At 37.2% G+C, this 26,331-nt stretch carries 24 protein-coding genes; 8 read left to right on the top strand and 16 right to left on the bottom strand.

Annotation, left to right across the window (positions count from 1 at the left end):
• Nucleotide 1 precedes the first annotated feature (1 nt).
• Complete coding sequence (locus H4J73_RS01075; RefSeq protein ID WP_182179225.1) at nt 2-571, top strand: BON domain-containing protein; 570 nt, start codon at nt 2-4, stop codon at nt 569-571.
• Nucleotides 572-660: 89 nt separating this feature from the next.
• Here the strand turns inward: H4J73_RS01075 and H4J73_RS01070 are convergent, their stop codons facing one another.
• The 8 genes from H4J73_RS01070 to zapE form a co-directional block, all read right to left on the bottom strand.
• Nucleotides 661-1,119, bottom strand: coding sequence for a ClpXP protease specificity-enhancing factor (locus H4J73_RS01070; RefSeq protein WP_182179309.1), 459 nt, complete (start codon nt 1,117-1,119; stop codon nt 661-663).
• A gap of 17 nt (nt 1,120-1,136) precedes the next feature.
• The gene (gene sspA, locus H4J73_RS01065) at nt 1,137-1,775 is read right to left on the bottom strand and encodes a stringent starvation protein SspA (protein ID WP_182179224.1); all 639 of its coding nucleotides are present in this window, start codon (nt 1,773-1,775) and stop codon (nt 1,137-1,139) included.
• Between the two features lie 85 nt (nt 1,776-1,860).
• On the bottom strand, nt 1,861-2,574 hold the full coding sequence (locus H4J73_RS01060) for a cytochrome c1 (RefSeq protein ID WP_182179222.1): 714 nt from the start codon (nt 2,572-2,574) through the stop codon (nt 1,861-1,863).
• On the bottom strand, nt 2,574-3,839 hold the full coding sequence (locus tag H4J73_RS01055) for a cytochrome bc complex cytochrome b subunit (protein WP_182179220.1): 1,266 nt from the start codon (nt 3,837-3,839) through the stop codon (nt 2,574-2,576). Before H4J73_RS01055 ends, H4J73_RS01060 begins: the two co-directional genes overlap by 1 nt.
• On the bottom strand, nt 3,839-4,429 hold the full coding sequence (petA, locus tag H4J73_RS01050) for a ubiquinol-cytochrome c reductase iron-sulfur subunit (RefSeq protein WP_182179218.1): 591 nt from the start codon (nt 4,427-4,429) through the stop codon (nt 3,839-3,841). The genes H4J73_RS01055 and petA overlap by 1 nt, the downstream gene beginning before the upstream one ends.
• A gap of 379 nt (nt 4,430-4,808) precedes the next feature.
• Nucleotides 4,809-5,201, bottom strand: coding sequence for a 30S ribosomal protein S9 (gene rpsI / locus H4J73_RS01045; RefSeq protein WP_182179216.1), 393 nt, complete (start codon nt 5,199-5,201; stop codon nt 4,809-4,811).
• A gap of 3 nt (nt 5,202-5,204) precedes the next feature.
• Nucleotides 5,205-5,633, bottom strand: a complete 429-nt coding sequence (gene rplM / locus H4J73_RS01040) for a 50S ribosomal protein L13 (protein ID WP_182179214.1) — start codon at nt 5,631-5,633, stop codon at nt 5,205-5,207.
• Between the two features lie 273 nt (nt 5,634-5,906).
• A complete protein-coding gene (gene zapE, locus H4J73_RS01035; protein ID WP_182179212.1) occupies nt 5,907-7,022 on the bottom strand; it encodes a cell division protein ZapE in 1,116 nt (371 codons plus the stop codon).
• A gap of 177 nt (nt 7,023-7,199) precedes the next feature.
• Between zapE and H4J73_RS01030 the strand changes: the two genes are divergently transcribed.
• The 3 genes from H4J73_RS01030 (at nt 7,200) to H4J73_RS01020 (ending at nt 10,300) form a co-directional block, all read left to right on the top strand.
• Nucleotides 7,200-7,655 carry a YhcB family protein gene (locus H4J73_RS01030; protein ID WP_182179210.1) on the top strand — a complete coding sequence of 152 codons (456 nt, stop codon included), beginning with the start codon at nt 7,200-7,202 and terminating at the stop codon, nt 7,653-7,655.
• Nucleotides 7,656-7,747: 92 nt separating this feature from the next.
• On the top strand, nt 7,748-9,109 hold the full coding sequence (locus H4J73_RS01025; RefSeq protein ID WP_182223822.1) for a Do family serine endopeptidase: 1,362 nt from the start codon (nt 7,748-7,750) through the stop codon (nt 9,107-9,109).
• 138 nt (nt 9,110-9,247) lie between these two features.
• Complete coding sequence (locus H4J73_RS01020; protein WP_220460027.1) at nt 9,248-10,300, top strand: trypsin-like peptidase domain-containing protein; 1,053 nt, start codon at nt 9,248-9,250, stop codon at nt 10,298-10,300.
• A 787-nt stretch (nt 10,301-11,087) separates the two neighbouring features.
• Here H4J73_RS01020 and H4J73_RS01015 read toward each other — a convergent pair.
• From H4J73_RS01015 to H4J73_RS01005, 3 genes are all read right to left on the bottom strand, one after another.
• Entirely contained in the window at nt 11,088-11,234 is a 147-nt protein-coding gene (locus tag H4J73_RS01015; protein ID WP_182179206.1) for a hypothetical protein, read from the bottom strand.
• A 551-nt stretch (nt 11,235-11,785) separates the two neighbouring features.
• On the bottom strand, nt 11,786-12,697 hold the full coding sequence (locus tag H4J73_RS01010) for a diguanylate cyclase domain-containing protein (RefSeq protein WP_182179204.1): 912 nt from the start codon (nt 12,695-12,697) through the stop codon (nt 11,786-11,788).
• 2 nt (nt 12,698-12,699) lie between these two features.
• Nucleotides 12,700-18,825, bottom strand: coding sequence for a response regulator (locus H4J73_RS01005; protein WP_182223823.1), 6,126 nt, complete (start codon nt 18,823-18,825; stop codon nt 12,700-12,702).
• A gap of 280 nt (nt 18,826-19,105) precedes the next feature.
• Between H4J73_RS01005 and H4J73_RS01000 the strand changes: the two genes are divergently transcribed.
• The 3 genes from H4J73_RS01000 (at nt 19,106) to H4J73_RS00990 (ending at nt 21,062) form a co-directional block, all read left to right on the top strand.
• Entirely contained in the window at nt 19,106-19,276 is a 171-nt protein-coding gene (locus tag H4J73_RS01000; RefSeq protein WP_182179195.1) for a hypothetical protein, read from the top strand.
• Nucleotides 19,277-19,355: 79 nt separating this feature from the next.
• Nucleotides 19,356-20,051 carry an iron-containing redox enzyme family protein gene (locus H4J73_RS00995; protein WP_182223824.1) on the top strand — a complete coding sequence of 232 codons (696 nt, stop codon included), beginning with the start codon at nt 19,356-19,358 and terminating at the stop codon, nt 20,049-20,051.
• Between the two features lie 33 nt (nt 20,052-20,084).
• Entirely contained in the window at nt 20,085-21,062 is a 978-nt protein-coding gene (locus H4J73_RS00990) for a C1 family peptidase (RefSeq protein ID WP_220460026.1), read from the top strand.
• Nucleotides 21,063-21,135: 73 nt separating this feature from the next.
• On the opposite strand, the gene H4J73_RS00985 is transcribed toward H4J73_RS00990, so the two are convergent.
• The gene (locus H4J73_RS00985) at nt 21,136-21,933 is read right to left on the bottom strand and encodes an EAL domain-containing protein (protein WP_182179191.1); all 798 of its coding nucleotides are present in this window, start codon (nt 21,931-21,933) and stop codon (nt 21,136-21,138) included.
• Nucleotides 21,934-22,198: 265 nt separating this feature from the next.
• On the opposite strand from H4J73_RS00985, the gene H4J73_RS00980 reads away from it, so the two are divergent.
• A complete protein-coding gene (locus H4J73_RS00980) occupies nt 22,199-23,302 on the top strand; it encodes an aldose epimerase family protein (RefSeq protein ID WP_182179189.1) in 1,104 nt (367 codons plus the stop codon).
• Between the two features lie 51 nt (nt 23,303-23,353).
• Here H4J73_RS00980 and H4J73_RS00975 read toward each other — a convergent pair whose 3' ends face one another.
• From H4J73_RS00975 to H4J73_RS00960, 4 genes are all read right to left on the bottom strand, one after another.
• On the bottom strand, nt 23,354-23,668 hold the full coding sequence (locus H4J73_RS00975; RefSeq protein WP_182223825.1) for a helix-turn-helix domain-containing protein: 315 nt from the start codon (nt 23,666-23,668) through the stop codon (nt 23,354-23,356).
• A gap of 1 nt (nt 23,669) precedes the next feature.
• Nucleotides 23,670-24,131 (bottom strand): hypothetical protein, encoded by a 462-nt coding sequence (locus H4J73_RS00970; RefSeq protein WP_182179185.1) that lies wholly within the window; start codon nt 24,129-24,131, stop codon nt 23,670-23,672.
• 229 nt (nt 24,132-24,360) lie between these two features.
• Nucleotides 24,361-24,831 (bottom strand): transcriptional regulator ArgR, encoded by a 471-nt coding sequence (gene argR, locus H4J73_RS00965; RefSeq protein WP_220460025.1) that lies wholly within the window; start codon nt 24,829-24,831, stop codon nt 24,361-24,363.
• A gap of 103 nt (nt 24,832-24,934) precedes the next feature.
• On the bottom strand, nt 24,935-26,128 hold the full coding sequence (locus tag H4J73_RS00960) for an acyl-CoA dehydrogenase (protein ID WP_182179183.1): 1,194 nt from the start codon (nt 26,126-26,128) through the stop codon (nt 24,935-24,937).
• Nucleotides 26,129-26,331 lie beyond the last annotated feature (203 nt).

The following is a 26,331-nucleotide window of genomic DNA, read 5'->3' as shown; positions in this document are numbered from 1 at the left end:
TATGCACGCTAAAAAATTATTTATAACACTTAGCGCTGCTTTACTTTTACAAGGATGTGTTGCCGCAGCTGTTGTTACTATTATTGGTGGAGCATCTGCCGCTACGGATGAACGCAGTATAGGTACACAGCTCGACGATCAAAAAATCGAATTTGATGCTTATGCTAAGCTTTCAAAGCACCAAGCACTCGATGATAATACTAACTTACAAGTGATCAGTGTTAATCGAAGTGTGCTTGTTATAGGACAAGCGCCGAATACTTATTTACGTGATTTAGCAATAAAGTCGATTAACGAAGTTAAGCAAATTATACAGCTACATAATCAAATTCGTATCAGTAACACCACCTCGGTTACCACAAGAACCAACGATATTTGGTTAACGTCAAAAGTTAAAACAGCCCTATTTGGCAGCGATAATATTGATGCAACTAATATTAAGGTCGTTACTGAGAATGGCGAGGTGTTTTTGATGGGTTTAATCAGCGCAGCACACGCAGATGAAGCGGTAAATATTGCGCGTAATATCAGTGGTGTAAACCGCGTTTTCAAAATATTTGAGTATATTTAACCTTCAAATATTTTAAATATAAGCATAAAAAAAGCTTCACAAGTACATACTTGTGAAGCTTTTTTATAAGCAATAATTTATAAATAGAGTTACTTAATCACTTTTAAGCTAGGCTTACCTTTCACTTTTGGTGATTTCACTTCTGAATTAGTATTGTCAGTACTGGTATTATCTGAGGATACACTTGATAGCCCTACAGGTTTTACAGGCGTTATATCTTCGCTCAGTTCAGGTTCAGAATGCTCAATAGCTAGCGATGTACCTGCTCCATTCTCTTTTGCGTAAATAGCCGCGATTGCGCCATAGGGCACAACAATGTGCTCAAGCTTGCCACCAAAGCGTGCACTAACTTCTATAGCATGATCCCCAAGGGAAATAGAACCCACGGCTGACATTGAAACGTTCAGCACAATTTGTCCATCACTGACATAGGCCATTGGCACTAACACACCGTAAACACTCACATCTACAGCAATGTAGGGCGTAAGTTGATTATCAGAGATCCACTGATAAAAAGCCCTAATAATATAAGGCTTATTAGAAGTCATTTCTGGAGATGCCAAGGCTAAAACATACCTAAACGAATTTCACGTTCATCTTCAGTTAATGATGCTTGAAATGATTCACGTTCGAATAACTTCAACATATAACCTTTAAATTCTTTAGAGCCCTCACCATCCAGCTCAATACCTAAAGCAGGCAAACGCCATAATAATGGAGCTAAATAACAATCAACTAAACTGAATTCTTCACTCATAAAATACGGTGCTTCATTAAGAATTGGTGCAACACTTAGTAAGCTTTCTTTAAGTTCTTGACGCGCTTTACTCGCAGCTTCTGCTGGGCCACTCATAATTATTTTTGCTAGACTATACCAATCTTGTTCTACACGATGCATCATCAAACGGCTACGACCCCGTGATACTGGGTAAACTGGCATTAATGGCGGATGAGGGAAACGCTCGTCTAAATATTCAATAATAATTGATGCTTCGTATAATGCTAATTCACGATCAATTAACGTTGGTACTGTACCATAGGGATTTAAATCGAGTAAATCTTCTGGTAAGTTAGCTAAATCAACTAAATGAATATCAACGCCAACGCCTTTTTCAGCGAGTACGATGCGTGTTTGATGACTATACATATCATCAGCGTGGGAATATAAATTCATCACTGAACGCTTGTTTGCTGCTACGGCCATAATGCCTCCAAAAATCTGTAATAAAAAACTAACAAAGGGGGCCAAAGCCCCCCATAAATAAAACGCTGTACATTAACAATAATTGTTAGTGTACATCCTTCCAATATTCAACTTTAAGTAAGTAAGCAAAAATAAGGAAAATAAATAAGAAGCCTATTACCCAATATCCCATCGCTTCACGCTTAAGTTTGCTTGGCTCACCGGTATATTCTAAGAAGTTGGCTAAATCACGAGCAAAGGCATCGTACTCTTCAACGGTCATAGAACCACCTGTTGCTTCACTGAGTTTACCATTTTCGTCCATTGTGCGAACACCTTGTAGCCCCTGCAAAACATGTGGCATACCCGCGTTTTTTAATATGGTGTTATTAACGCCAAAGGGACGTTCTGGATCAACGTAGAAAGAACGCAAGTAGGTATAAATATAATCAGGCCCTGGCTTTAAACGCGCCATTAACGTTAAATCTGGTGGTGTATTACCAAACCATTTAGCCGCATCTTTTGCTGGCATAGTATTAGTAATATGATCACCGACTTTTTCACCCGTATACATATAATTAGCAATACCATCGGCTTCACTAATACCTAAGTCCTCAAAAGTACGATTGTATCTTTGGTACTGTAACTGGTGACAACCTAAACAATAATTAATGTAAGATTGAAAACCACGTTTAAGTGATTCTTTGTCACTTAAATCATTACCGGCTTTGTCTAAATGAACACCAGTGCTAGCAGCAAGTGTTAACATTGGCACAAGCGCAAAAATCCCAAAAATAAAAGCTCTAATAAATTTATTCATTATCCTGAAACCCTCTCTGGAACTGGCTTAGTTTTTTCGTTCTTACTGTACACCCATAAGGCAAGAAAGAAACCAAAATAACCAAACGTGGCGATAGTACCAATTAAGTTGTAGACCGGTGTTGATGGCAACGTACCTAAAATACCCAAAGCAATGAAACAAATAACAAATTGCGCTAAGTTAACCGTATGAGCCGTACAACGGAACTTAATAGATTTCACTGTACCACGGTCAAACCAAGGTAATAAGAATAAGACAATGATCGCAGAAAACATACCAACTGCCCCTAATAACTTATCAGGGATAACACGTAAAATGGTATAAAAAGGACCAAAATACCAAACTGGTGCAATATGCTCTGGTGTTTTCAAACCATTTGCAGGTTCAAAATTTGGCGCTTCCATAAAATAGCCACCGCCTTCAGGGTTAAAAAACATTACCCAAGAGAAAATGATTAAGAAGATAACAATCGCCACTAAATCTTTAACTGTGTAATAGGGGTGGAATGGGATCGCATCGACGATATCGTATTTTTTAGTATATTGCTCATGGAAAGTAAATTTACTATGCTCTTCTAATGGCACACTACCTTTAGGTTTTTTAATATTTGTGCCTTCAGGGTTGTTCGAACCCACTTCATGAAGTGCAAGAATATGTAAGAAAACTAATACAACTAAAACCAGTGGCATTGCAATAACATGTAAGGCAAAGAAACGGTTTAAGGTAGCACCTGATATAACGTAATCACCACGTATCCAAAGTGTTAAGTCATCACCTATAATTGGAATTGCACCAAACAGAGAAATAATAACCTGCGCGCCCCAATAAGACATATTGCCCCAGGGTAATAAGTAACCCATGAACGCTTCAGCCATAAGCACTAAAAAGATCAACATGCCGAAGATCCACAGTAACTCACGAGGCTTTTGGTATGAACCGTACATCATGCCACGGAACATATGCATATAAACAACAACAAAGAACGCTGACGCGCCTGTAGAATGCATATAGCGAAGTAACCAGCCGTAATCAACATCACGCATGATATATTCTACAGAAGCGAACGCACCTTCACCTGATGGCTCATAGCTCATTGTTAACCAAACACCCGTTAACAATTGATTGACGAGTACGACACTCGCTAAAACACCAAATACATACCAAAAATTAAAGTTTTTAGGTGCAGGGTACTGTCCAGCGTGTTTGTTTACAGCGTCAGTTAACGGTAAACGTTGATTAATCCAGGACATAAAATTTGCAAACATTATACTTCTCCTGTACTAACACCGATTAATAAGGTGTCTGCTGTTGGGAATGAATGTTCAGGAACCACCAAATTTGTTGGTGCAGGAACGCTTTGAAAAACACGTCCAGCCATATCGAATTTAGAACCGTGACAAGGACAAAAGAAACCATCTTTTACACCCTCAACAAACTCTTCAAAATCGCCTTGGTGGTGAGTAGGAGCACAACCTAGGTGAGTACAAACGCCCAAAGCAACCATAAACTCAGGCTTAATTGAACGATATGCATTGGTTGCATAAGTCGGTTGTTGAGGCTCTTCTGAACCGGGGTCTTTCAATTGATCGTCATGCGCCGATAAAGTTGATAATATTTCTTCTGTTCTTCGGACCACATAAACAGGTTTTCCTCGCCATTCAGCGCGGATTAATTGACCAGGTTCTATTTTACTCACATTGACTTCAACCGGAGCACCAGCAGCTTTCGCTCTAGCACTAGGGTTCCAAGAACCAATGAAAGGCACAGCCAAACCGACAACACCAACACCACCGACTACCGAAGTAGCAGCAGTTAAAAAGCGTCGACGGCCGTTATTCACGGGCGCATTGCTCATTCAAAATCTCCAAATAACATTGTTTCAAACAAATTCGAATTATTATTCTCACAGCTACAGCGAGTTGCAAGAGGAAATACTTTCCAATTGTTTGCCAAAACTTGCGACAAAAATTTTTCTGATAATAAAGAAATATGCACTTTTTTACAAGTAAAAATAAGCGAAACATCAGTTATATATCATTATATCACTGACTTTACCACATTGGACGCTCCGCTAAATACGAAAGATTATTATTTAAAAATTGAGGATAAAAAATAGTTTCTCCTTTACTATTTTATCAAAAAGACTAATCGTAATATTTTGGAAGGTATTTCTGAATTGCAGATATAAAAAAACCGACATAAAGTCGGTTTTTTGAAAACGTATAAGGTATATATTAACGTTTTGAAAATTGTGGCTTTTTACGAGCCTTGTGTAAACCAACTTTCTTACGTTCAACTTTACGAGCATCACGAGTTACGAAACCAGCTACACGTAAAGAACTACGTAAAGTTTCATCAAACTCCATTAATGCACGAGTAATACCGTGACGAATTGCGCCAGCTTGACCAGAAATACCACCACCTACAACAGTGATGTTAAAGTCAAACTTTTCTACCATTTCAACTAATTCTAATGGTTGACGAACAACCATACGAGCCGTTTCACGACCAAAGTATACAGAAATGTCACGCTTGTTAATTGTAATTGCACCGTTACCAGCTTTCATGAACACACGAGCAGTTGAGCTCTTGCGACGACCAGTACCGTAATATTGATTATCAGCCATTGCTTAAAGCTCCAAAAGTTGTGGTTGTTGTGCAGTATGCTTATGTTCAGTGCCCGCGTAAACTTTAAGCTTACGGAACATTTCACGACCTAAAGGTCCTTTAGGTAACATACCTTTAACAGCAAATTCCAAAACACGCTCTGGAGCTTTTACAATTAACTTTTCAAAGCTAATTTGCTTAAGACCGCCTGGGAATTCTGTATGCGAGTAGTAAATTTTACCCTTCGCTTTATTACCAGTTACTTTCACTTTCTCGGCATTGATAACAACGATGTAATCGCCAGTATCTACGTGAGGAGTATATTCTGCTTTATGCTTTCCGCGTAAACGGCTTGCAATTTCAGTAGCGATACGACCTAAAGTTTTATTTTCGGCGTCCACTAAGAACCATTCGCGTTGTACGCTTTCTGGTTTTGCTACAAAAGTTTTCATTAAAAAACCCAATATTTATTATGTTACTTTAAATGATGAATGTTAAGAATTAACACCACCGGTTAAAAAGACCACGCTATACCCCTTCGAGTATCGAGTCCATCGCCACTACTTTTCACAAAAGTCAAAAACAGTAGGCATTTGTAACGCAGGGAGCGCGAATTATACAGAAGTTATCCTATAAGATCACGTATAAATCACAATCAATTGCACTTTATTTACACTTTTATCTGTTAAACAATAAATCTTAGGATAAATTTTTTCCAATTGAACTTAGGGTAAATGTTTACTTGCTAAATAATCATGGGACTGCATTTCTTGTAAACGACTTAAACAACGTTTGAATTCAAATACTAGACCACCATGACTGTATAAATTTTCCATATCGACTTCTGCAGAAATAATTAATTTCACATTACGCTCATAAAATTCATCAACCAGCGCAATAAAACGACGTGCCGCGTCTTCGCGCTCGACACTCATCTGTTTTACGTTGGCTAATAGTACCGTGTGATATAAACGACTTAATTCCATATAATCAGTTTGGCTACGTGCTGACTCACACAATACTGAAAAATCAAAATGCACAATACCGTCAGATTCTTCAATCGCAAGAAGTGGGCGGCCGTTTATTGCGATATCAACGTTTTTATTTCCTAGATTCACAGAAAGTTGTGTAAAGTATTCAGCTAAATTATCACTGGCTTGAGCATCAAGTGGTGAATGAAAAATTTCAGCTTGCTCTAAAGTACGTAAACGATAATCAATTCCGCTATCAACATTAACCACATCACAGTGCTGATTAATAAGATTAATCGCAGGTAAAAATCGCTCACGTTGTAAACCATTATGGTAAAGATCATTAGGGATAATATTCGACGTTGCTACGAGTGTAACGTTATGGGCAAACAGCTCTTCAAATAAAGATCCGAGGATCATTGCATCGGTGATATCAGAAACAAAAAATTCATCAAAACAAATAATGCAGGTTTCGTCAGCAAAACGTTTCGCTATTATTTTTAAGGGATCAGCTTGTCCTGTTAAGGTTTTTAATTCTTGATGAACCCGATGCATAAAGCGATGAAAGTGAACACGCATTTTATTTTCAAAAGGCAGACAATCATAGAATGTATCAACTAAGTAAGTTTTTCCGCGGCCAACGCCCCCCCAAAAATAAAGTCCCTGAATGGTTTTAATTTCCGATTTTGAAACAATCCGCTTCCAGCGATTGAGTACTTTTTTAAATCCTTCAACAGGCAAGGGTTTATTTTGAAGATCTTCGTACAAGCGCTGTAAATTTTTTACTGCGTTTTCTTGCGCCTCGTCATATAAAAAATCATCACGGGTTAAATCTTGATTATACTTATCTAAAGGTGAAAGCTTGATCATTTATTGGCCACTTATATTTTGTTACACAGAGTCTTTGAAGGACTAATGGAATATTTTCTTGAAATTAACAAATTCGCAATCATATTCATTAGGTAAGCGCGAACAGAAGCGCTATTATACAAAATAAGTTAATATATTTTTACTAATTTTTATCGAATATAACGAGGGTTCCACACTATGGATATAGTTTTAGCAATTTTTCTTTTAATCGTCGGTACGGCAATGGGTTTTGTTGCTAGTCGTTTTTTATCTGCCTCAGTCAAAGACAATCAAAAACTCAGTGAACGTGTCAGTAATAGTGAAACCGCTTTAACACAGTATAAACTAGACGTTGCCGAACATTTAGATGATTCGACAAAACTATTAGATAAAATGAATAGCACCTGTCAAACGGCAATGAAACAAATGGAAAAAAGTACGCAATTGCTAAAAAAAGCAACACCTTTAGAAGTTGACGGCATGCCATTTTTCTCAAAAGAAACTCAAGATCAACTTGCTCAAACCGTATCATTACGCCACAGCAAAGCCGAACGTAAAAATGAAGAATTGGGTACTGAGCCACCACGTGACTATTCAGATCAAGCCAGTGGCCTTTTTGCTGACAAGAAACAAAGTGTTACAAATGTAGGGTAAGGCTATCTTGAACTAACATAAACAGCGCAGGTCTTTAGTTAGGTATATAAATTACATTAAATCATTATATTTATAGAAAGGTTGTCTCATTTATGAAAAAACTGTCTTTTTTAGCAACAAGTATTTTATTATCAGGCTCTATTGCCTTTGCCAGTTTGCCCGTCCACGCAAATTTACCTTTTTCCGTTAATAGCCAACAAATGCCAAGTTTAGCGCCCATGCTAGAAAAGGTAACGCCAGGTGTTGTATTAATTTCTGTTACGGGTACTCATGTAGAAAAGTCAAAAGTACCAGAAGCCTTTAAATTTTTCTTTGGTAACCCCAATCAAAATCAAAACCAATCAAGAAAGCGAGAATTTCGAGGTTTGGGTTCCGGTGTCATTATCGATGCTGAACAAGGTTACATAGTTACTAACAGCCATGTAATTAATGAAGCTGACGAAATTCAAATAACCTTAAAAGACGGTCGTCAAATTACAGCGAAAAAAATTGGCTCTGATGCCAGTAGTGATATCGCTTTACTGCAAATAGAGGCCAAAGACTTAATAGAAGTAAAGCTCGCCGACTCAGATAACATACGTGTTGGAGACTTTGCTGTCGCTATTGGTAGCCCTTTTGGTTTAGGTCAAACCGTAACCTCGGGTATTATAAGTGCCTTAGGGCGTAGTGGATTAAACGCGCAAAATTATGAAGACTTCATTCAAACTGATGCCGCGATTAATAGTGGTAATTCAGGAGGGGCATTAATTAACTTACAAGGAAAACTTGTCGGTATTAATACGGCTATCTTAGGTCCAAATGGTGGAAATGTTGGTATTGGCTTTGCTATACCAAGCAATATGGTCGACAACATCGTTAAACAGCTCATTGAATTTGGTGAAGTACGCCGCGGAGTACTAGGTGTATTAGGACGTAGTGTCAATGGTGAAATCGCTGAAGCTTTAGAGCTTGAATCAAGCCAAGGTGGTTTTATTGAGCAAGTAGAAGTTGGCTCAGCAGCTGACGAAGCCGGTATTGAGTCTGGTGATGTTATTACTAAAGTTAATGGAAAAATGGTGAAGACCTTTGCTGCAATACGAGGAAAAATAGGCACAATTGGCGCAGGTAAGAGTGTCGAATTAACCGTAATAAAAAAAGATGGCTCTGAAAAAACCTATAACGTTACCCTTAAAAAGCAAGAAACAGCCAAAGTCGAAGCCGCCAGCATCCACAAAATGTTAGACGGCGCTGAGCTTGAAAATAGCGAAAATGGTCGAGGTATTGATATAAAATCAGTAGCAGAGGGAAGTCCAGCAGCTTTCATTGGCCTTCAAAAAGGTGATATTATCAGTGGAATAAACCGCACACGTATAAAGTCGATAGGTGAATTGCGTAGTTACTTAAATGATAATAAAGGTGTTTTCGCGATAAATATTATCAGAGGTAATAGCACATTATTTTTAATGATCCGCTAACGCTAAAAAGTAAACCTCAAAATTAATTTAAAGGCTCTTTATGAGCCTTTTTTATGAGTAATACTATTTTGAAACTATAAAATTTAACTAAGCTTATGCTATGATTAATGATATTACATACTTATAATAAAAATTATTTTGAACATAATCAACCTAATAAAATATATTGTTCGCCCAGCCAGTTATGGTGTAATGATAGCTGTTGCTTTACTCCTATTAGTACCCGAGCTACGCACGAATACTTTGCAAGTACTTCAAAAAAATCAACAGCAACCCCAACAACCACTGTCTTATGCAAAAGCTGTCAGCACCGCTAGTCCAGCTGTGGTGAATATTTATTCTGAAGAAATAAATTCAAACCCCGTATATCGAGCAAAAGCAAGAAGACCTACTAACTTAGGGTCAGGTGTTATCATGCATGCCGATGGTTACATTTTAACGAATTATCATGTAGTGCAAAATGCTGACTTAATCACGGTGTTACTCCAGAATGGTCAACAATTTCCTGCAGAATTAATTGGCTTCGATGCTTACACTGACTTAGCCGTACTTAAAGTTGAAACAAGCAATTTACCTGTGATCCCCCAAAGAGCTAACTTACAGTCACTTGTTGGTGATGTCGTCCTTGCGATAGGTAATCCGTTCAATTTAGGACAAACAGTCACCCAAGGTGTTATTAGTGCAACAGGTCGGAGTGGTTTAAGTGTTATTAATTACTTAGAGTTATTACAAATGGATGCCGCAATCAACGAAGGTAACTCTGGCGGTGCATTGATAAATACTAACGGCGAATTAGTGGGCATTAATTCAAGGAAGTTCACCAATCAAGAAAGAAGTATTCAAGGCATATTTTTCGCCGTCCCCTATTCACTTGCCCATAAAGTGATGATGAAGATTATTGCCAATGGCAGAGTTATTCGTGGTTATTTAGGGGTAACTGTTTCACAATCACTCAATACAATGAAAGGTTTTGCTATTGATGCTGTTGAAGAGAACAGCCCCGCATTTAAAGCTGGCTTGAAACCAGGCGACATTATTTATGAAATAGATAATGTCGCGATCAATTCATTTCCACAAGCCCTCGACATTGTTGCAGAAACAAAACCTGGCACAACGCTGACTTTTAAGTTAGTTAGAAACAAAAAATTATTAGAAGTATCAGTTACCATTGCTGAAAAGCCAAAAAGTTAAGCCATAAGAAATTTAATCAGATAAGCTCAGTATTTACCTACTTGGCTTTTAACCGTTAATCGCACTAACAACTGAGTGTGTTCCTAAAAAAATGCACCCTTCTCCTCTTTTTTTCGTGTAGAAGATTTCAAAAAGTAACTTAAACGCTTTATCATCAATACCTGTATCATCATCTCGATATCTAATAATAATACTCCCTTTCTTCATATATACTTAGATAAGCACACTACCTTTAGCACCTTTGGTAAAAGCATGATTTACGGAATTTAAAATTAAATTACTGAATATTTGTGAAATAGCTCCTGCATTAACATTATCAGTTATTAGGGGGCTTTTTAATGTTGGTCTTAATGATAAAATAATTTCATCAATATATTGAAGTACATTAATATTTTGTATCTCATTAGATAATTGATCTACAGCAACTTACTTAAAACTATTCACTAGCAATGCACTACGCTAAATGTTCATGGCAAGAATCGTCAGCACCTCTTCAATATCTTCAAAAAATTCATCAATTGTAGTTCTGTAATTGATTTATTATCGACCGAACGCTTCACTATTTTATACTCTTCTTATAAATGGCTAACACCCGTGACGCAAATCCCTAACGGAGTATTAATTTCATGTGCAATCCCCGCCACAAGACCACCTAATGAGAGCATCTTTTCTTTTTGTATCAGTACTTCTTGAGTTGTCTTCAATTATTTAATAGCTCGCTTAAAATCTCTATTTTTTGCTCAAGCAGACGATGTTGCTTAGCCATTTTTAACTGAGATTCTTTTCGCTACTGGCTATTTACCAATGTATCAATAGTATTCGCGACATGTTGCGCCACAAAGTTAAGCAGCATAAGATCGTCTTTGTTATAAATAATATCTTTATCGTAACTTTGAATCACAATTACCCCGTGTAAAAAGTTAGCTAAAATCATCGGTGCCCCACCCATGAGATAAAGTCTTTTGAACCAATAACTTATTCTATCTCCCCATGCGTAATAAGCTTATTTATTTACGTAATATCTAATAATTGCGCTTTGCGGTTTCTGATGACATAGGAACTAACTACCTTGCCATTAGCCACTTTCTATCAACAACATCTTGCTCGTCTTTCTCGTTAATAAAGTAGGGGATCGTTAAAATTAGGTCTTATTCACTATATAAAGCAATAAAGAAATTCTTTGAATAAATGAGTTCAGCAATGGTGTTATGAACGGTTTGATAAAATGAATCGAGATTATTATTGTTATAATCTACCGACGTTACTTTAAATAGCGCGTGATGAAGTTTTTCAGAACGTTTCCTTCCAGCAATTTCTTGCTCAAGCTGCAGGATATATTGTTGGCTATCTAATGCCTTATATTTTGAAGTGGCCTATTTTAGGAGTAGACAATGGTAAAGCTCACTTAATGTCGTTGTTTTAAGTTTAGTAAAATATTGGATTAAAGAAAGTGAATAATATCAGGTTTTTTATATAAAAAAACAGTTAATACAATTCAGCAATACACCACTGATTTCGACCGTTATTTTTCGCCTGGTATAATAAGGTATCAACTTTTTTCATAATACCAGCGACAAAAGCTGACTCTGATGAATTCACAACAACGGCACCCACACTAACCGTTAACTGCTTAGACACACTAGAGTATTCATGTTTAATCATTTTGTCTTTTATAGCTTGATCAATATTGCTGAGCATAATGTCAGCGCTTGCTTTATCACAATCAGGTAAAATAATAACAAATTCTTCACCGCCATAACGCGCAACAAAATCTCGTGGTCGTAAACAAATTTCACGCAGTGCCTGTCCAACTTGTCTTAATGCTACATCGCCAGCACCATGGCCGTAGTTATCGTTATATTGCTTGAAGTAGTCTATATCGATAAGGCCCACTAATAACGTCGTGTTTTCTTGCTTGATAGCAGCCACTTCCTCTTTTAGAACAACATCCATTTTACGGCGATTATTAACCCCGGTTAAAGCATCGATATGGGCTATTTCGTCTAGCATTTTTCGTTGACGAATCAACTCTAAATGCATCATCACTCGTGCTATAACAATGTTCGATTTAAAGGGTTTATAAATATAGTCACAGCCCCCTAAATTAAAGCCACGCTCTTCATCGTCGTCATTGGCTAAGCCGGTGATAAAAATCACGGAAATATTCATCGTTTCAGGATCATTTTTTAAAATATCAATGACCTCAAAACCAGATAAATCAGGCATAACCACATCTAATAGAATAAGGTCAGGCACATGTTTTATAGCCAGTTTTTTGGCTTGTTGACCGTTTTTTGCAAAAATAATTTTTGCTTGTTCTTGTAACAACTCTTTCAGCATTTTGCGATTTGCTTTATCGTCATCAACAATTAATATGCTTTGCTCTAAAGTTTTCATGCTTACGATACTAGTTTATTTTTTAATGCTTCGATACATTTTAATGCGCTAGCATATTCAACATCTTCAATTAATTCGACAATATTATCAACGAGACTGCCGAGATCACTACCTTGAGTATACTCTGCCAATGTCGGTAATAAATCTTCTACTTCAGCATCTTCTTGCTCAAGTAAGTACACCATAGAATTAAGTAACACCGTCAGCAACTCTTTATTAAGCGATACTTTAGGTTGTTCACCTAAAGAAGCGCTAATGTCTTGATCCGTTAAAGTCGTTAAAGCCGACAATATTATTTGATGTTCGTTAATGAGCAGCTTTATGAACGACGCACTTTTTTCTGGTTGATCTTTTATCTGACCTTCTAATTCAGCCGACAAATCCGCTAAATGATAAGCACCAATATAAGCAGCATTTGATTTTAAAGAATGAGCAAGTCGATATAATGTATTAAAGTCTTTATCTTGATAAGCCTGCTCTAATTCCACATGCAATACTTTTGTACTTTTATAAAAATCAATGACCAACTTCTGATAAATATGCTGCCTGCCGCCCATAGCCAACAAGGCTTTTTTACTGTCTAAACAGGTCAGTTTTGTAATACGTTCCATTAACGTCTCGCCAGGTGGTTCAATAACCAACTCAGCAATATCAGACGATTTTTCTGTGCAATGATCATTCTTATTTTGCACCCCATTAATTTTATCACTTAAGTATTTTGCCATTAGGCTAAATAGAGCATTGGGATCTATGGGTTTAGTAAAGTATTCATTCATCCCTACGTCTAAACATTTGTTCAGTTCGTTAGGCATCGCGTGGGCGGTCATAGCAATAATAGGCAGCGCGTTAAATCGAGCTTGTTTTCTAATTTCTTGTGTTGCGGTTACACCATCCATTTCAGGCATTTGTATATCCATCAAGACAAGGTCATAGTTTTTATTGGCTAACTTTTCTAAGGCAATTAAACCATTACTCGCGACATCGACCTTAGCTTTGGTATCTTCTAAAAAGCCTAACACCACTTGTTGGTTTAATTCATTGTCTTCAACTAACAATATATCTGTTGATGAGAAATCCATTAAACTCGCATTTTTCATATTATAAAAATCTTCATCAAGATCAATTTTTAATGCGTACATCATCGCCTCTAAAAGCACCGTAGCATTAACGGGTTTTTCTAAAAAGCCATCAATACCAGCGGAACTCGCTAACGGCATAGCATCATTTTTATCGAAAGCAGTTACCATTAATACGGCTCGAACGTCGTAAAGGTTTTTATCATCTTGTATGGCTTTTGCAAAGGCAATGCCATCCATATTAGGCATACGCCAATCGGTAATAACTAAGTCGTAAGATTCATCATTACTTTTTGCTGTGGCTAACAGCTCTAATGCTTTTTCTGCACTTTCAACGGCAGTAATTTCACAATGAAACTCTTGTAATAATTCAGTGATCACATTTAAACAAAGCTCGTTGTCATCAACTACTAAAATATTGAGTCCTTTAATAGCATCAATATTTTCCAATTTACTCACGGGCAAATCGCTTTTTTCACAGACGATATTAAAACTAAATTTACTGCCTTCACCTAACGTACTCTCAACCCAAACTTCACCGCCCATTAAGCCGCTCAGCTCTTTACAAATTGAGAGACCTAAACCCGTACCACCAAATTTACGAGTAATAGAACTGTCCGCTTGCGTAAACGATTGAAAGAGGTTATTCATTGTCGCTGTTTCTAAACCGATACCGGTATCAGAAACACTGAACTCAAGTATTAATTGGCTATCGTCATCTTTAGTTAATGGCTGTTTAGCCAAACCGACTTCAATAAGAATATGACCTTGGTCAGTAAACTTTATTGCATTACTCACTAAGTTCACCAGAATTTGCTGCAAGCGTATCGGATCAGACTTAATATGTGTTGGCACATCACTGTGTACTTTTACAATAAGTTCTAAGTTTTTAGCATGCGCACGCAAGGCACAAATATTATTGGTTTTCTTAATCAATCCGCTCATATTCACGGTGACAGATTCTACCGACATTTTACCTGCTTCTATTTTTGAGAAGTCGAGAATATCGTTAATTAGCCCTAAAAGTGCTTGCGAGGCATCTTGCGTTTTTCCAATTAGGTCTTTCTGATGGGGATCTAAATCTGTTTTAAGTGTTAAATAACCTAAACCAATAATAGCATTCATCGGTGTGCGAATTTCATGACTCATTTTTGCCAAGAACTCGCCTTTCGCTTGCATCGCATGTTCAAGTTCAACGGTTCGTTCAGCCACTTTTTGCTCTAAACTCCGATTGATATCAAGTAAGGTTAAATGCGTTTCTACACGAGATAACAGTTCGTGCTTCGAAATAGGTTTGGTTAAATAGTCATTACCACCAGCAGCAAAGCTTTCAACTAAATCGACGACCTGATTTTTAGCGGTTAAGAAAATCACTGGTAATTCGTTCACTAAATAAGTTTCACGAAGCTTTCTACACACTTCATAACCTGAAACCTTTGGCATCATAATATCAAGTAAAATCAAATCAAACGGACGTTCTCCTTCAGGAAGACCTTCACTCGCTTTTTCAATAAACGCTAATGCTTGTTCACCGCCATTGGCCTGAAACAATTGATAGTTAAGCGGCAATAAATAATTATGTAGCACTTGCCGATTAATCGCATCGTCATCAACAATCAATACCCTAAAATCACGATTATCTTTACTTGTAATAGAGCCACTTACAGCTTTATTGAATTCATTGTCGAGGGGGAAGTATTCTATGGTGTCATCTAACGCCTGTAAACGTGACAATTGCTGTTTAGTTTGCTCGTTTTTTCCATCAAACAGGGTCGACGATTCACCAATCTCACGGCCATCAAGCGTATAAACAGGTAAAGTAAAACTAAAGGTACTCCCTTTATTAAGTGTAGAGCTTACGGTGATTTTGCCACCATGTAATTCAACTAACTGTTTAGATACCGCTAAACCTAAACCTGTACCACTGGCACCGCGTGTTTCATCTCCTGATATTTGTTCAAAAGATTCGAAAATGGTTGATAAATTTTCTGCGGCGATACCGATACCGGTATCGGTAATATCAATACAAACAAACTGTTGCTCGTCACTTTCACTATTACCAACGAGTTGGGCTGAAACAGTAATAGTGCCTGACTCGGTAAATTTAATCGCGTTACCGACAATATTAAAAAGAATTTGCTGGAGTCGGTCTTCATCTGCTTCTACCGCAGGAAAATCGCTGGCAATATTATTGACTAGCACTAAATTTTTGATTTTTAATGTTGCACGAGATAACGTGAATACCACATCAATCATGCTGTTAATATCAATTGCTGAAGTGTGGATCTGCAAACCATGGTTTTTTAACTTAGCGAAATCTAAAATATCGTTCACTAAGTTAGACAAACGCCGACCACTTGCCACTACCATAGATAAATCGTGATTGGCTTTATCAGGTAATTGCCCTGCCACACCGTCGATTAACGATTCAGCTAAACCAATAATACCGTTTAAGGGCGTACGTAACTCATGGGAAGTATTGGCTAAAAATTCATCTTTCAATTTATCAACGCGGGTTAAACGTAAATTAATGGCTTGCTCTTTTAAACGTTGGTAATTCAAACGATAAATATAAGAGATTAGCGCGCCAATACCGACAATAAAATAAAAAGTAAACGCCCACCAAGAAAGCCATGGCGCGGGTAACACCTTAACGTTTAATGACTTTCCTTGTTCGTTCCAGTAGCCGTCACCATTACTGGCTTTTACCCGAAAGACATAATCGCCTGCTGGTAAATTGGTGTAAGTGGCTCGGCGGTTTTTTGCATCGGTATAAACCCATTTTTCATCAAAACCTTCAAGTGTGTAAGCATATTTATTACTCATTGGCTCAGAAAAGTGGAGAGCTGAAAATTCAAAAGTAACTAATTTTTCATTATGTGAAAGGGTGAGACTATCGAGTTGATTTATCGCCTGTTCAAGGCTAAAAATATTTTCATTCACAACACCGATGTTATCGTCAACGCTTGACGAAATAACCGGTACAGATATATTATTTAATAAAAAATCGGTCAAACCAACATTAGCGATTGTATTATCATTCTCAATACTTTCAGGAAAAAAGTGGCTAATGCCATTGACCCCACCAAAGAACAACTCGCCGGTTTTACTTTTATAATAAGCGCCCCCATTAAACTCATTCCCTTGTAAGCCGTCATAAACATCGTAATTTTTAAAAGTTTCTGTTTTAGGATCAAAATGCGAAATTCCCTTATTGGTACTTAGCCATAAGGTGCCTTGGGGATCTTCTAAAATGCCGTATACACTGTCGTTAGCCAGCCCATCTTGTTCACGATAGTGGGTAAATACCCCTGTAGATTCATCATATTTGTTAAGCCCCCCCCATGTACCAAACCAGAAAATATTTTGCTTGTCTTGATAAATGGTCATTATTTTATTATTAGACAAGCTATTGCGATTATCAGGGTCATGCTTAAATACGATGAAATTTTCTCTATTTTCTTGATATAAATTTAAACCATTATCTGTGCCAACCCATAAACGGTTTTTCTGATCTTGATATATGTCCCAAACTGTATTATTGCTAAGGCTATTTTCATTTCCATCAGCAACGAAGCGGTTAAATTTTCCACTTGTTGTGTCGAATTTATTTAATCCCCCCCCCCAAGTACCAACCCATAATTTATTTGCATAGTCTTCTTGTATAGATAAAATTGAATTATGACTAATACTAGAAGCATCGTTCGCTTGGTGTTGATAATGCTTGAATTCGCTTGAATTATTACTGAGTTTATTTAAGCCGCCATCGTAAGTACCGACCCATTTATTATTTTTACTGTCGACATAAACAGACAAAACATTATTACTGCTGATAGTACTAGCTTGATTAGCATCATGGGTAAATGTAGTGAAAGTTAGCGTTTTAGGATTATACCTATTTAAACCACCAAAAGTGCCATACCAAAAATAATCGTAATTATCCTCAGCTATAGCAAACGCTAGGTTATTACTCAGACTATTAATATTAGTGGTTGAATGTTGAATATGAGCAAAGTTAAATTGATTAAGCGCTAATTTATTAAGCCCTCCACCATAAGTACCTACCCATAAATTATAATTTTTATCTTCATAAATATCGGTAATTTGATTAAAACTTAAACTACTTGAATCACTATTATTTTCTTCAAAATGAGTAAATGACTGGATCGCTGCAGTATATTTATAAAGCCCTGAAAAAGTGCCAATCCAGAAGTCATTGTTACTGTCTTGGTAAATATCATGAATATTACTATTTGCCACACCATCTTTTACTGGAAGGGTAATAAAATCAATAAATTTTTTATCGGTGGTATCAAATATACTAATGCCTAGGTTAGTTCCAAGCCAAACATCTCCATTTTTAGCTAAAAGTAAGGCATTAACTCGATCAGCGTTAATATTGTTCACTTGATTATTCTTATCGCTATAATAGGTGAACGTTTCTATTACGGGGTTAAACTGAGTGAGCCCCCCACGATTGCTCGTTAACCACAACATCCCTTTTTTATCTTCTATAATGGAATGAAAGTCGTTATATTTAGTGTTCTTTTTTTGATAAATAAAACGTTTAAATGTTTTTGTTTTTACATTGAATTTATTTAAGCCGTTCTTGGTTGCAATCCAAATAGTGTTATTACTATCTTGAAAAACACTATTTATATAATTATCACTGATACTATTTTCTTCTTCTGACACACTAAAATAATGTTTAAATTTTTCAGTTTTAACATTAAAATAATTTAAGCCGCCTGCACTGGTACCTACCCATAAACCACCTTGCTTATCTTCAATCAGAGCCGTTATAAAATTGTCTGAGACTGTATCAATATTATCAGGATCATGGCGAAAAGCCTTAAATTGATAACCATCATAACGATTTAAACCATTTACTGTTGCTACCCAAATGAAGGCATCCTTAGTTTGAAGTACATCATTAATAGTATTGGTAGACAAACCATCGACATCGGATAAATGGCTAAAATGAATAGTTGATTCACTTGCATATAAATTAATAGAAATTAACAAATAAAACAGACAGAATAGTAAACGCATAGCAATTATCTTATTTTTATTATGGTGCGGGAATTATTAGACTTTGAATTAAAACCAAAAAGAATCAAACAAGCAAGGATAATGTAATAATAAGGGAAGCATAAAACTATCTTTAACATTTTAAATTATCTTGAATAATCCCTCTTGTTTAGTTTTTATTTTAAGGCTAAGCTAATTCCTCCCTCAATATAAGTAAAGTAAAGCTAGGATATTCAAGCGATTAATTTAACTTGTTGAGGAATAGACAAACATATAATTTACTACTACTTGAGGAAAAAGTATGAGCACTAATACTGATAAACTGCATGAAGCAAACGTTATTGATAAAGAAAAACTAAATGACGATCATAAAAAATCGATTGAAAGTTTATCCAATGAAGAAGTTGAACAAGTCATTAGCATTTCAAAAAAATTAGGTGATATCCCACATACTACTGGCGCACCTTTTTAGATCCCCTGATTAAAGAGCAATTTATAATAGTTACCTTATTCATTGCTCTGTATTTGTAAACTGTAACGTGGAATGACCAATGACAGAAAAACTTACCCATTATCAACGTATTCAAGACAGTATAAAATTTATCAGTTTAAAGGCATTTCATGCCAACAATGACTTTAGAAATCATCCGCAGTTTTCAGACATTTGTATTAACTTTATTCATATGAACCACAGTGTTGCTAGAGCAACTATTCCAATGATGGAAGAAGTTATTCGCTGCGCAGAAGCTTTACCTAACGACCCCTTATCTGCGCCTCTTATTGCTTATATGAAACAACATATCGTGGAAGAAAAAGATCATGACGAATGGTATGTAAGAGACCTTGGGATTTTAGGTATGAGCCGTGAAGAAGTATTTTCTCGTATACCGTCACCAAATATTGCTGCGATGATCGGTTCACAGTATTACTGGATTAAACATCATCATCCTATCGCGTTCCTTGGTTATATGGGATCACTTGAAACTTATCCACTCAAAGAAGAACACGTAAATGGCATGATTAAAGATTCCGGAATGCCAGCGGCAGGGTTTGATACCGTAATGTTGCATGCAAAAATTGATATTCATCACAGTAAAGACATTATCAATTTAATTAATACTTTACCGTTAACCGAAGAGCACATGAGAATAATAGAAATGAGCGCATTTCAAACCTTCCGTTATATTGCGTTGATGATGGAAGATATTTGTAAATCGGCACCTAAACCTTTAGCAACAGCATTTTAACGTTCGAGTACTCAGCTGGTGACAGGAAAAGACATGGAAGCCTTGCATAAAAGAACCGTACAACCTGATATTCATGATCATCGTGATCACCAATTTTGTCTGCATCACGGTGACAAATCGCCCCAGTACAACCATATAACGTGCCCAATTAAATTAAAAGCGCAAATGGCTGAAGATATTCTCCCTATGGTAGATTTACGCAAAAGCCTTACCTCAGAGATAATCAACCAAGGGTTACTTAATTCATGTTCAGCCTGTGCTATTGCGGTAGCGGCTGAACTTTATTTAATCAAAGATAATCAGCCTTTTATTAATGAGAACATCAGTAATATCGATGCTTCACAAATGTTCATTTACTACAATGAGCGCGTAATAGAAGGTAAAGTTGATTTAAATGCCCCCGTTTTTATTCGTAACGGAATTAAATCTTTGTTTAAAAACGGCATTTGTTCAGAAGTCTCTTGGCCTTATCCTGAAACAACATTTCCCAAAAGCATTAAAGATATTATTAGAACAGGCAGCGTTGCAGAAATTACAGCAGCGATAGCAAAAGCACTAAAAGACAATGAAACCGAGTTACATGCTGCTATTTCACAAATCCCCTCTGTGCAGGCACTCACACAAGCGAAAAAACATATTATCACTCGTTATTGTAAGCTAACGCTTGATAATGGCTTGATTGACTTTAAATTGTCTTTGTCGAAAGGCTTTCCCGTTATTTTTGGCATGATGGTGCCAAGAAGTTTTTATTTAACGCCGGCAAATGGTGTTTTTACCCTGCCACCTCCTGATGAAATTAGGCTTGGGGGACATGCGTTACTCGCGGTTGGTTATGATGATAATAAGCAGCACTTTATTGTTAGAAACTCATGGGGCGAAGAATTTGGCGATAAAGGCTATTGTTATATTCCTTATGATTTTTTTACCGGTAAATATCAAACCAGCCAAACAGGTCAGGTTAAAGACTTGCAAGATAATACCTTTAGTTTCTGGTGCCTCACTCATGAGTAATTCGTGAGTCATTGATGAGTAAGGTCATAATATCTCGTTAATCACAGTCAGCCCTTATATAAAGCGCCTGTGTTCAACCAAGAGAAGTGCGCTTTGTTTGTGGTACTTGCCTGTAATATTGATAATCTGCATCAAGATATTTAGGGTAATGCCTAATAGGCATGATGGCTGGCTTAGCTAAATAAAAGCCTTGCGCGTAAACCATGCCAAGCCTTTGCAATAACTCGAATTCTTCAATGGTTTCTATTCCTTCAACAATAACCTGCGCCTTAGCAGATTGTGCTAAGTCAAAAATAGCTTTAAGAAATTTGCGTTTAAAACTGTCTTGATGGCAGTTTTCGACGAAATAGCGATCAATTTTGACAATATCAGGGCGAAGCTGACTCCATAACTTTAACCCTGAATACCCTGCCCCTAAATCATCAATAGCCACATCAAAGCCAAATTGACGATATTTCGCCAGTGCCTCACTGAGCATAGTGTCATTAGGCACCGGATATTTTTCGCTGAGCTCGATAACAATTTGATCGCAACGCAAACCCGCTTGTTGAACAAATTTGATTGTCTCGCCTTGCGGATGATGCTTACTTAGCAGTACCAAAGGGCTAATATTTAGGAACAATTTCCCCTGTAATTTCAATTCAACAAAGCGAGTTATTGCCTTATCTCGGCAAAGTATTTCTAATTCAGAAATTAAGTCGTACTGTGATGCAAAATAAAAAAGTTTATCCGGTGAATACAGTTCAGTGTTTTCTGGCCCACGCGTGAGTGCTTCATAGCCGAGGATAATTTTTTTTTGTACATTGAAGATGGGTTGAAAAACGGTGGTTACTGCTTTGTTTGCTAATATTTCTAAAAGTTTATTTTTCACAGAGTACTCCTTAATTGCTGGAGTGTAGGTGAATACTATTACATTTTTATGACAGGCCTTTTGATCCTATTGATTTCCTCATATTATCAAAAGGCAAGCCCCCTGAAATCTTATAAATAAGCAGTCGAGCGATAACCTAGGTACGATTTCAATTTGATAGTTTATAAATGAGTTAAAAACGTTACAATTTTTTATTTGCTTAACCACTGAGCTTCAATAAGATGTATGGGTGAATAAATAGCGTTGTAGAAAGAGGAGTTCAGTGGTGAAAGAGCAATTAGACGTTAAGAACAGTATAGATAGAATAGTGACCTCTACTTTTGGAAAATTATCCAGTGGTGAAACTACACAACAGTTTACGCTGAAAAATGAAAAGGGAACGACGGTCAGTATCACTGATTTTGGCGGTATTATTACGTCGATAAATACCCAAGACAATAAGGGGATTTTTGCTGATATTGTTTTAGGTTACGACAACATTCAAAGCTATGAACACGACCCTTATTATTTAGGGGCTATTATTGGCCGTTATGCAGGAAGAATAGATCAAGGCACTGTTAGTATTGACGACGAAGCATTTCAGCTTGCGTTAAATGCGCCTGACAGCCAACTTCATGGCGGAGAAAAGGCGCTTAACAAACAATTATGGCAAGCTAATACTTTTCAAACAGAGACGTCTGCAAGTGTTGAACTTAACTATACTAGCCCCGATGGTGATGCTGGTTTTCCTGGCACCGTTACTTTTAAAGTAATTTATACTTTAGATGACGATAACCAATTCACACTTGAATATTTTGCCCACACCGATAAAGCCACCATAGTCAATTTAACGCAGCACAGTTATTTCAACTTGGCTGGCCATGACAGCGGCAATATTTTAGATCATCAGGTTTATATTAATGCCAACCATTTTTTACCGATGTGTGAACGGGTCTATCCCACGGGTGAACAAAAGCTCGTTACCGATACGGCTCATGATTTTACCAACGCTACAGATTTACGCACTTTGGGCGATGAAATAAACGGTGAAGATAAACAAATAAAAATGGGTTTGGGTTATGACAATTATTGGCTTTTAAATAAAGAGTCTTTAGGCGGTGAAATACTTGCAGCACAAGCTGTTGAAAAAGCCTCTGGACGTTGCATCAGTATTTATTCAGACCAACCTAGCTTAATTTTATATACCGCCAATTATATTGACGGTAGCCAAATAGGTAAAGACCACTGCCGTTACCAGCCACGCGCTGCACTTTGTTTAGAAACCCAACGCGCCAATAGTTTGCAGAAAGGCTGTTCTATCGACAATGTATTGTTAACGCCTGAAGAGGATTTCTACAGTAAGACTCGCTGGGTATTTTCTTGTCTTTAAAATGAAAGTCACAGATAAAGAGGATCGTTAATCCTTTTTATCTGCTGGTCATTACTTAACGAGAAACATGATCAGTGCGCCAACCATTGCGCCAAATAACCCCGCAAATAATATTTGCATATTTGGGTTAAAACTATTGTCTTCGTCGTCTAAAAGCGATTCATCAAGTGCTTCAGGTATAACTATCTCAGCTTGTGTTATTTCAAAAACTGACGAGAGTCCAAGCACGGTATCTTGAGAAGCATTACCGTAACGTTCTACGCGTTGCACCGTTCTTAAGCTAATAGCACAGGCATCCGCTAAATGTTGCTGGGTCCAGCCATTGGCCGTACGAAGTTCTTTTATTTTTTTAGCATTAACATCCATCTTATTCACCAAACAACATAAAGAAAACGTTAACCGCTAAGAAACCACAAAGTGCACCCACTACAAAGCAACTTGGGATGAACCACCAAAGTATATCTTTATTGAGTTGGCGACTTTTCTTTAATGCTTTTTTAAGTGTTTTTACATGTACGCCATTTTTGATCAACGTACAGTGAGTTTCACCCGTAAGCATATTAACAACATGTAATTCGACTTCATAAAGGTCATCATCCATAGAAAACTGATGAATAGATTTACGTCTGAACGACCATTTTTTAGAGACTAAGGCATCATCAACATAAAGTCGCTCTTTGCCATTAACCGCCGAGCAATTCAAATAAACACTATGTTCACCCTCCGTAAAGCTATAGTTAAAACCTTTTCTGAAACTAACCGTTCCTTGAAGCTCTTTCTCTTTATTTGCTATGTTCTGATCTTTATTATTTTCTGTATTCTTTAGCATGATGATCCCTTTGTTTGTCACTAATTAAGTGAGGCTAGTAAAACTTTTCTAAGCCGTTAAGTCTGCGTCAATGAAGCGACAGTCTCTCAAATGTCATATGACAACACCTGTGTCATATCAACTAAAGCATTGAAAATATTAAATAACATAGAACAATACAAAATAAAAGAGGGCAACATAATTGTTGCCCTCTTTAACTGAATATAAAGCTTTATCTAACACTTATTAACTATACGTCTAATAAGTCTCTAATTTGCTGAGTAATTTCATCAATTCTATTAATATCAACCGGTGCAATAAATATGGTGTCGTCACCAGCAAGTGTCCCTAAAATCCCTGCGGGCTCACCTAGACTGTCTAACATTCTTGAAATCAAGGGTGCGCCACCAATACCCGTTTTCAAAATTATTTGCATATTATTGTGCTTAACACTCACAACAACTGACTGAATTGATTGTTTAGATTTAGGTACGGCAAGCTCGTCGGGTAAAATATAAACAACCTCGGTGTTGGCGTTACGCATTTTAACCGCACCAAGTTTTGACAACAAACGAGATATTTTCGCTTGCGACATATTTTTAAAACCTTGCTTATCTAAAGCATCTGCTAACTGACTTTGCGAACCGTAGCACTGATCTTTTAATAAGGATTTGAATGCTAAAACTAATTCTGCTTCATTTTTTTTACGGCTAGAGATCATATCTGGGTCGGTACGGTAGTTACAATGAATTTTATTTTAAGCGATTAACGCTATATTCACCTAGACAAATTTATAAAAAGTCACGTTAACTTATTAGCGCCCCCTAAAAAAAAGCTTGAATACCCGTTTGCGCGCGCCCCAAAATTAGGGCGTGTACATCGTGCGTGCCTTCATAAGTGTTCACCGCTTCTAAGTTCATCATATGTCGAATAATATGAAACTCGTCACTAATACCATTACCACCATGCATGTCGCGGGCATTGCGGGCAATTTCAAGTGCCTTACCGCATGAGTTACGCTTTATTAAAGAAATAGCTTCTGGCGATAACGACCCAGCATCCATTAAACGTCCTACCTGTAAACAAGCGAATAAGCCGGTGGTAATATCGGTTTGCATATCCGCTAGTTTTTTCTGAATAAGTTGTGTTGCAGCTAGTGGCTTACCGAACTGTTCGCGGTCTAAAGTATATTGGCGAGCGCCATGCCAACAGAACTCAGCAGCACCCAGTGCTCCCCAAGCAATGCCGTAACGTGCTTTGTTTAAACAACCAAAGGGCCCTGATAAACCTTTAACATTCGGGAGGATATTTTCTTTAGGCACTCGCACATTGTCCATCACAATTTCACCGGTAATCGATGCGCGTAAAGAAAATTTACCTTCAATTTTAGGCGCCGACAGACCTGCCATGCCCTTTTCAAGAATAAAACCACGAATAACGCCCTCGAGTTTTGCCCAAATAATAAAAACATCAGCAATGGGGGCGTTGGTGATCCACATTTTATTACCCGTTAAGCAATAACCACCATCGACCTCTTTAGCCCTTGTAGCTAAACTTGCAGGGTCTGACCCCGAATTAGGCTCAGTTAGCCCGAAACAGCCAATATATTCTCCTGTTGCAAGCTTAGGTAAATATTTTATCCGTTGCGCTTCACTACCATAAGCATGAATAGGATGCATAACCAATGAAGACTGAACGCTCATCGCACTTCGATAGCCACTATCCACTCGCTCAACTTCTCGGGCAATTAAGCCATACGTTACATAATTAACCGCTGAACAACCGTATTTTTCTGGCAAGGTGCACCCTAATAAACCCAGGTCACCTAATTCTGTCATAATGCTGGCGTCAAATACTTCATTTCGATTTGCTTCGAGGACGCGAGGCATCAATTTTTCTTGACAATATTGATGGGCAGTATCACGGATCATCCGTTCTTCTTCACTCAATAAAGACTCAAGTAGTAAGGGATCTTGCCAATTAAAAGAGGAACGTTGCTTTGATGATGTGTTTGACATGAAGTTAACCTAAGGCTGATTACAATTTATCACTAGAGCATAATCAACTTTTAACCAAAGTTAAAATATTCTTTCTCTTGGCTAGCCATAGTCAAAAGCTATACATGAAAAATTTTCTCGTTATAGCTTTGTAACTGTGATGTTAACGTTTAAGATAACACCTCGTGTGTACTTGCTTACAATTTTTAACCCCTATATATCCG

The sequence above is a fragment of the Colwellia sp. MB3u-41 genome, assembly GCF_014076845.1.
Taxonomy (GTDB): domain Bacteria; phylum Pseudomonadota; class Gammaproteobacteria; order Enterobacterales; family Alteromonadaceae; genus Colwellia_A.
Note: the sequence above shows the minus strand (reverse complement) of the source record. Positions and strands in the feature narration are given on the sequence as shown.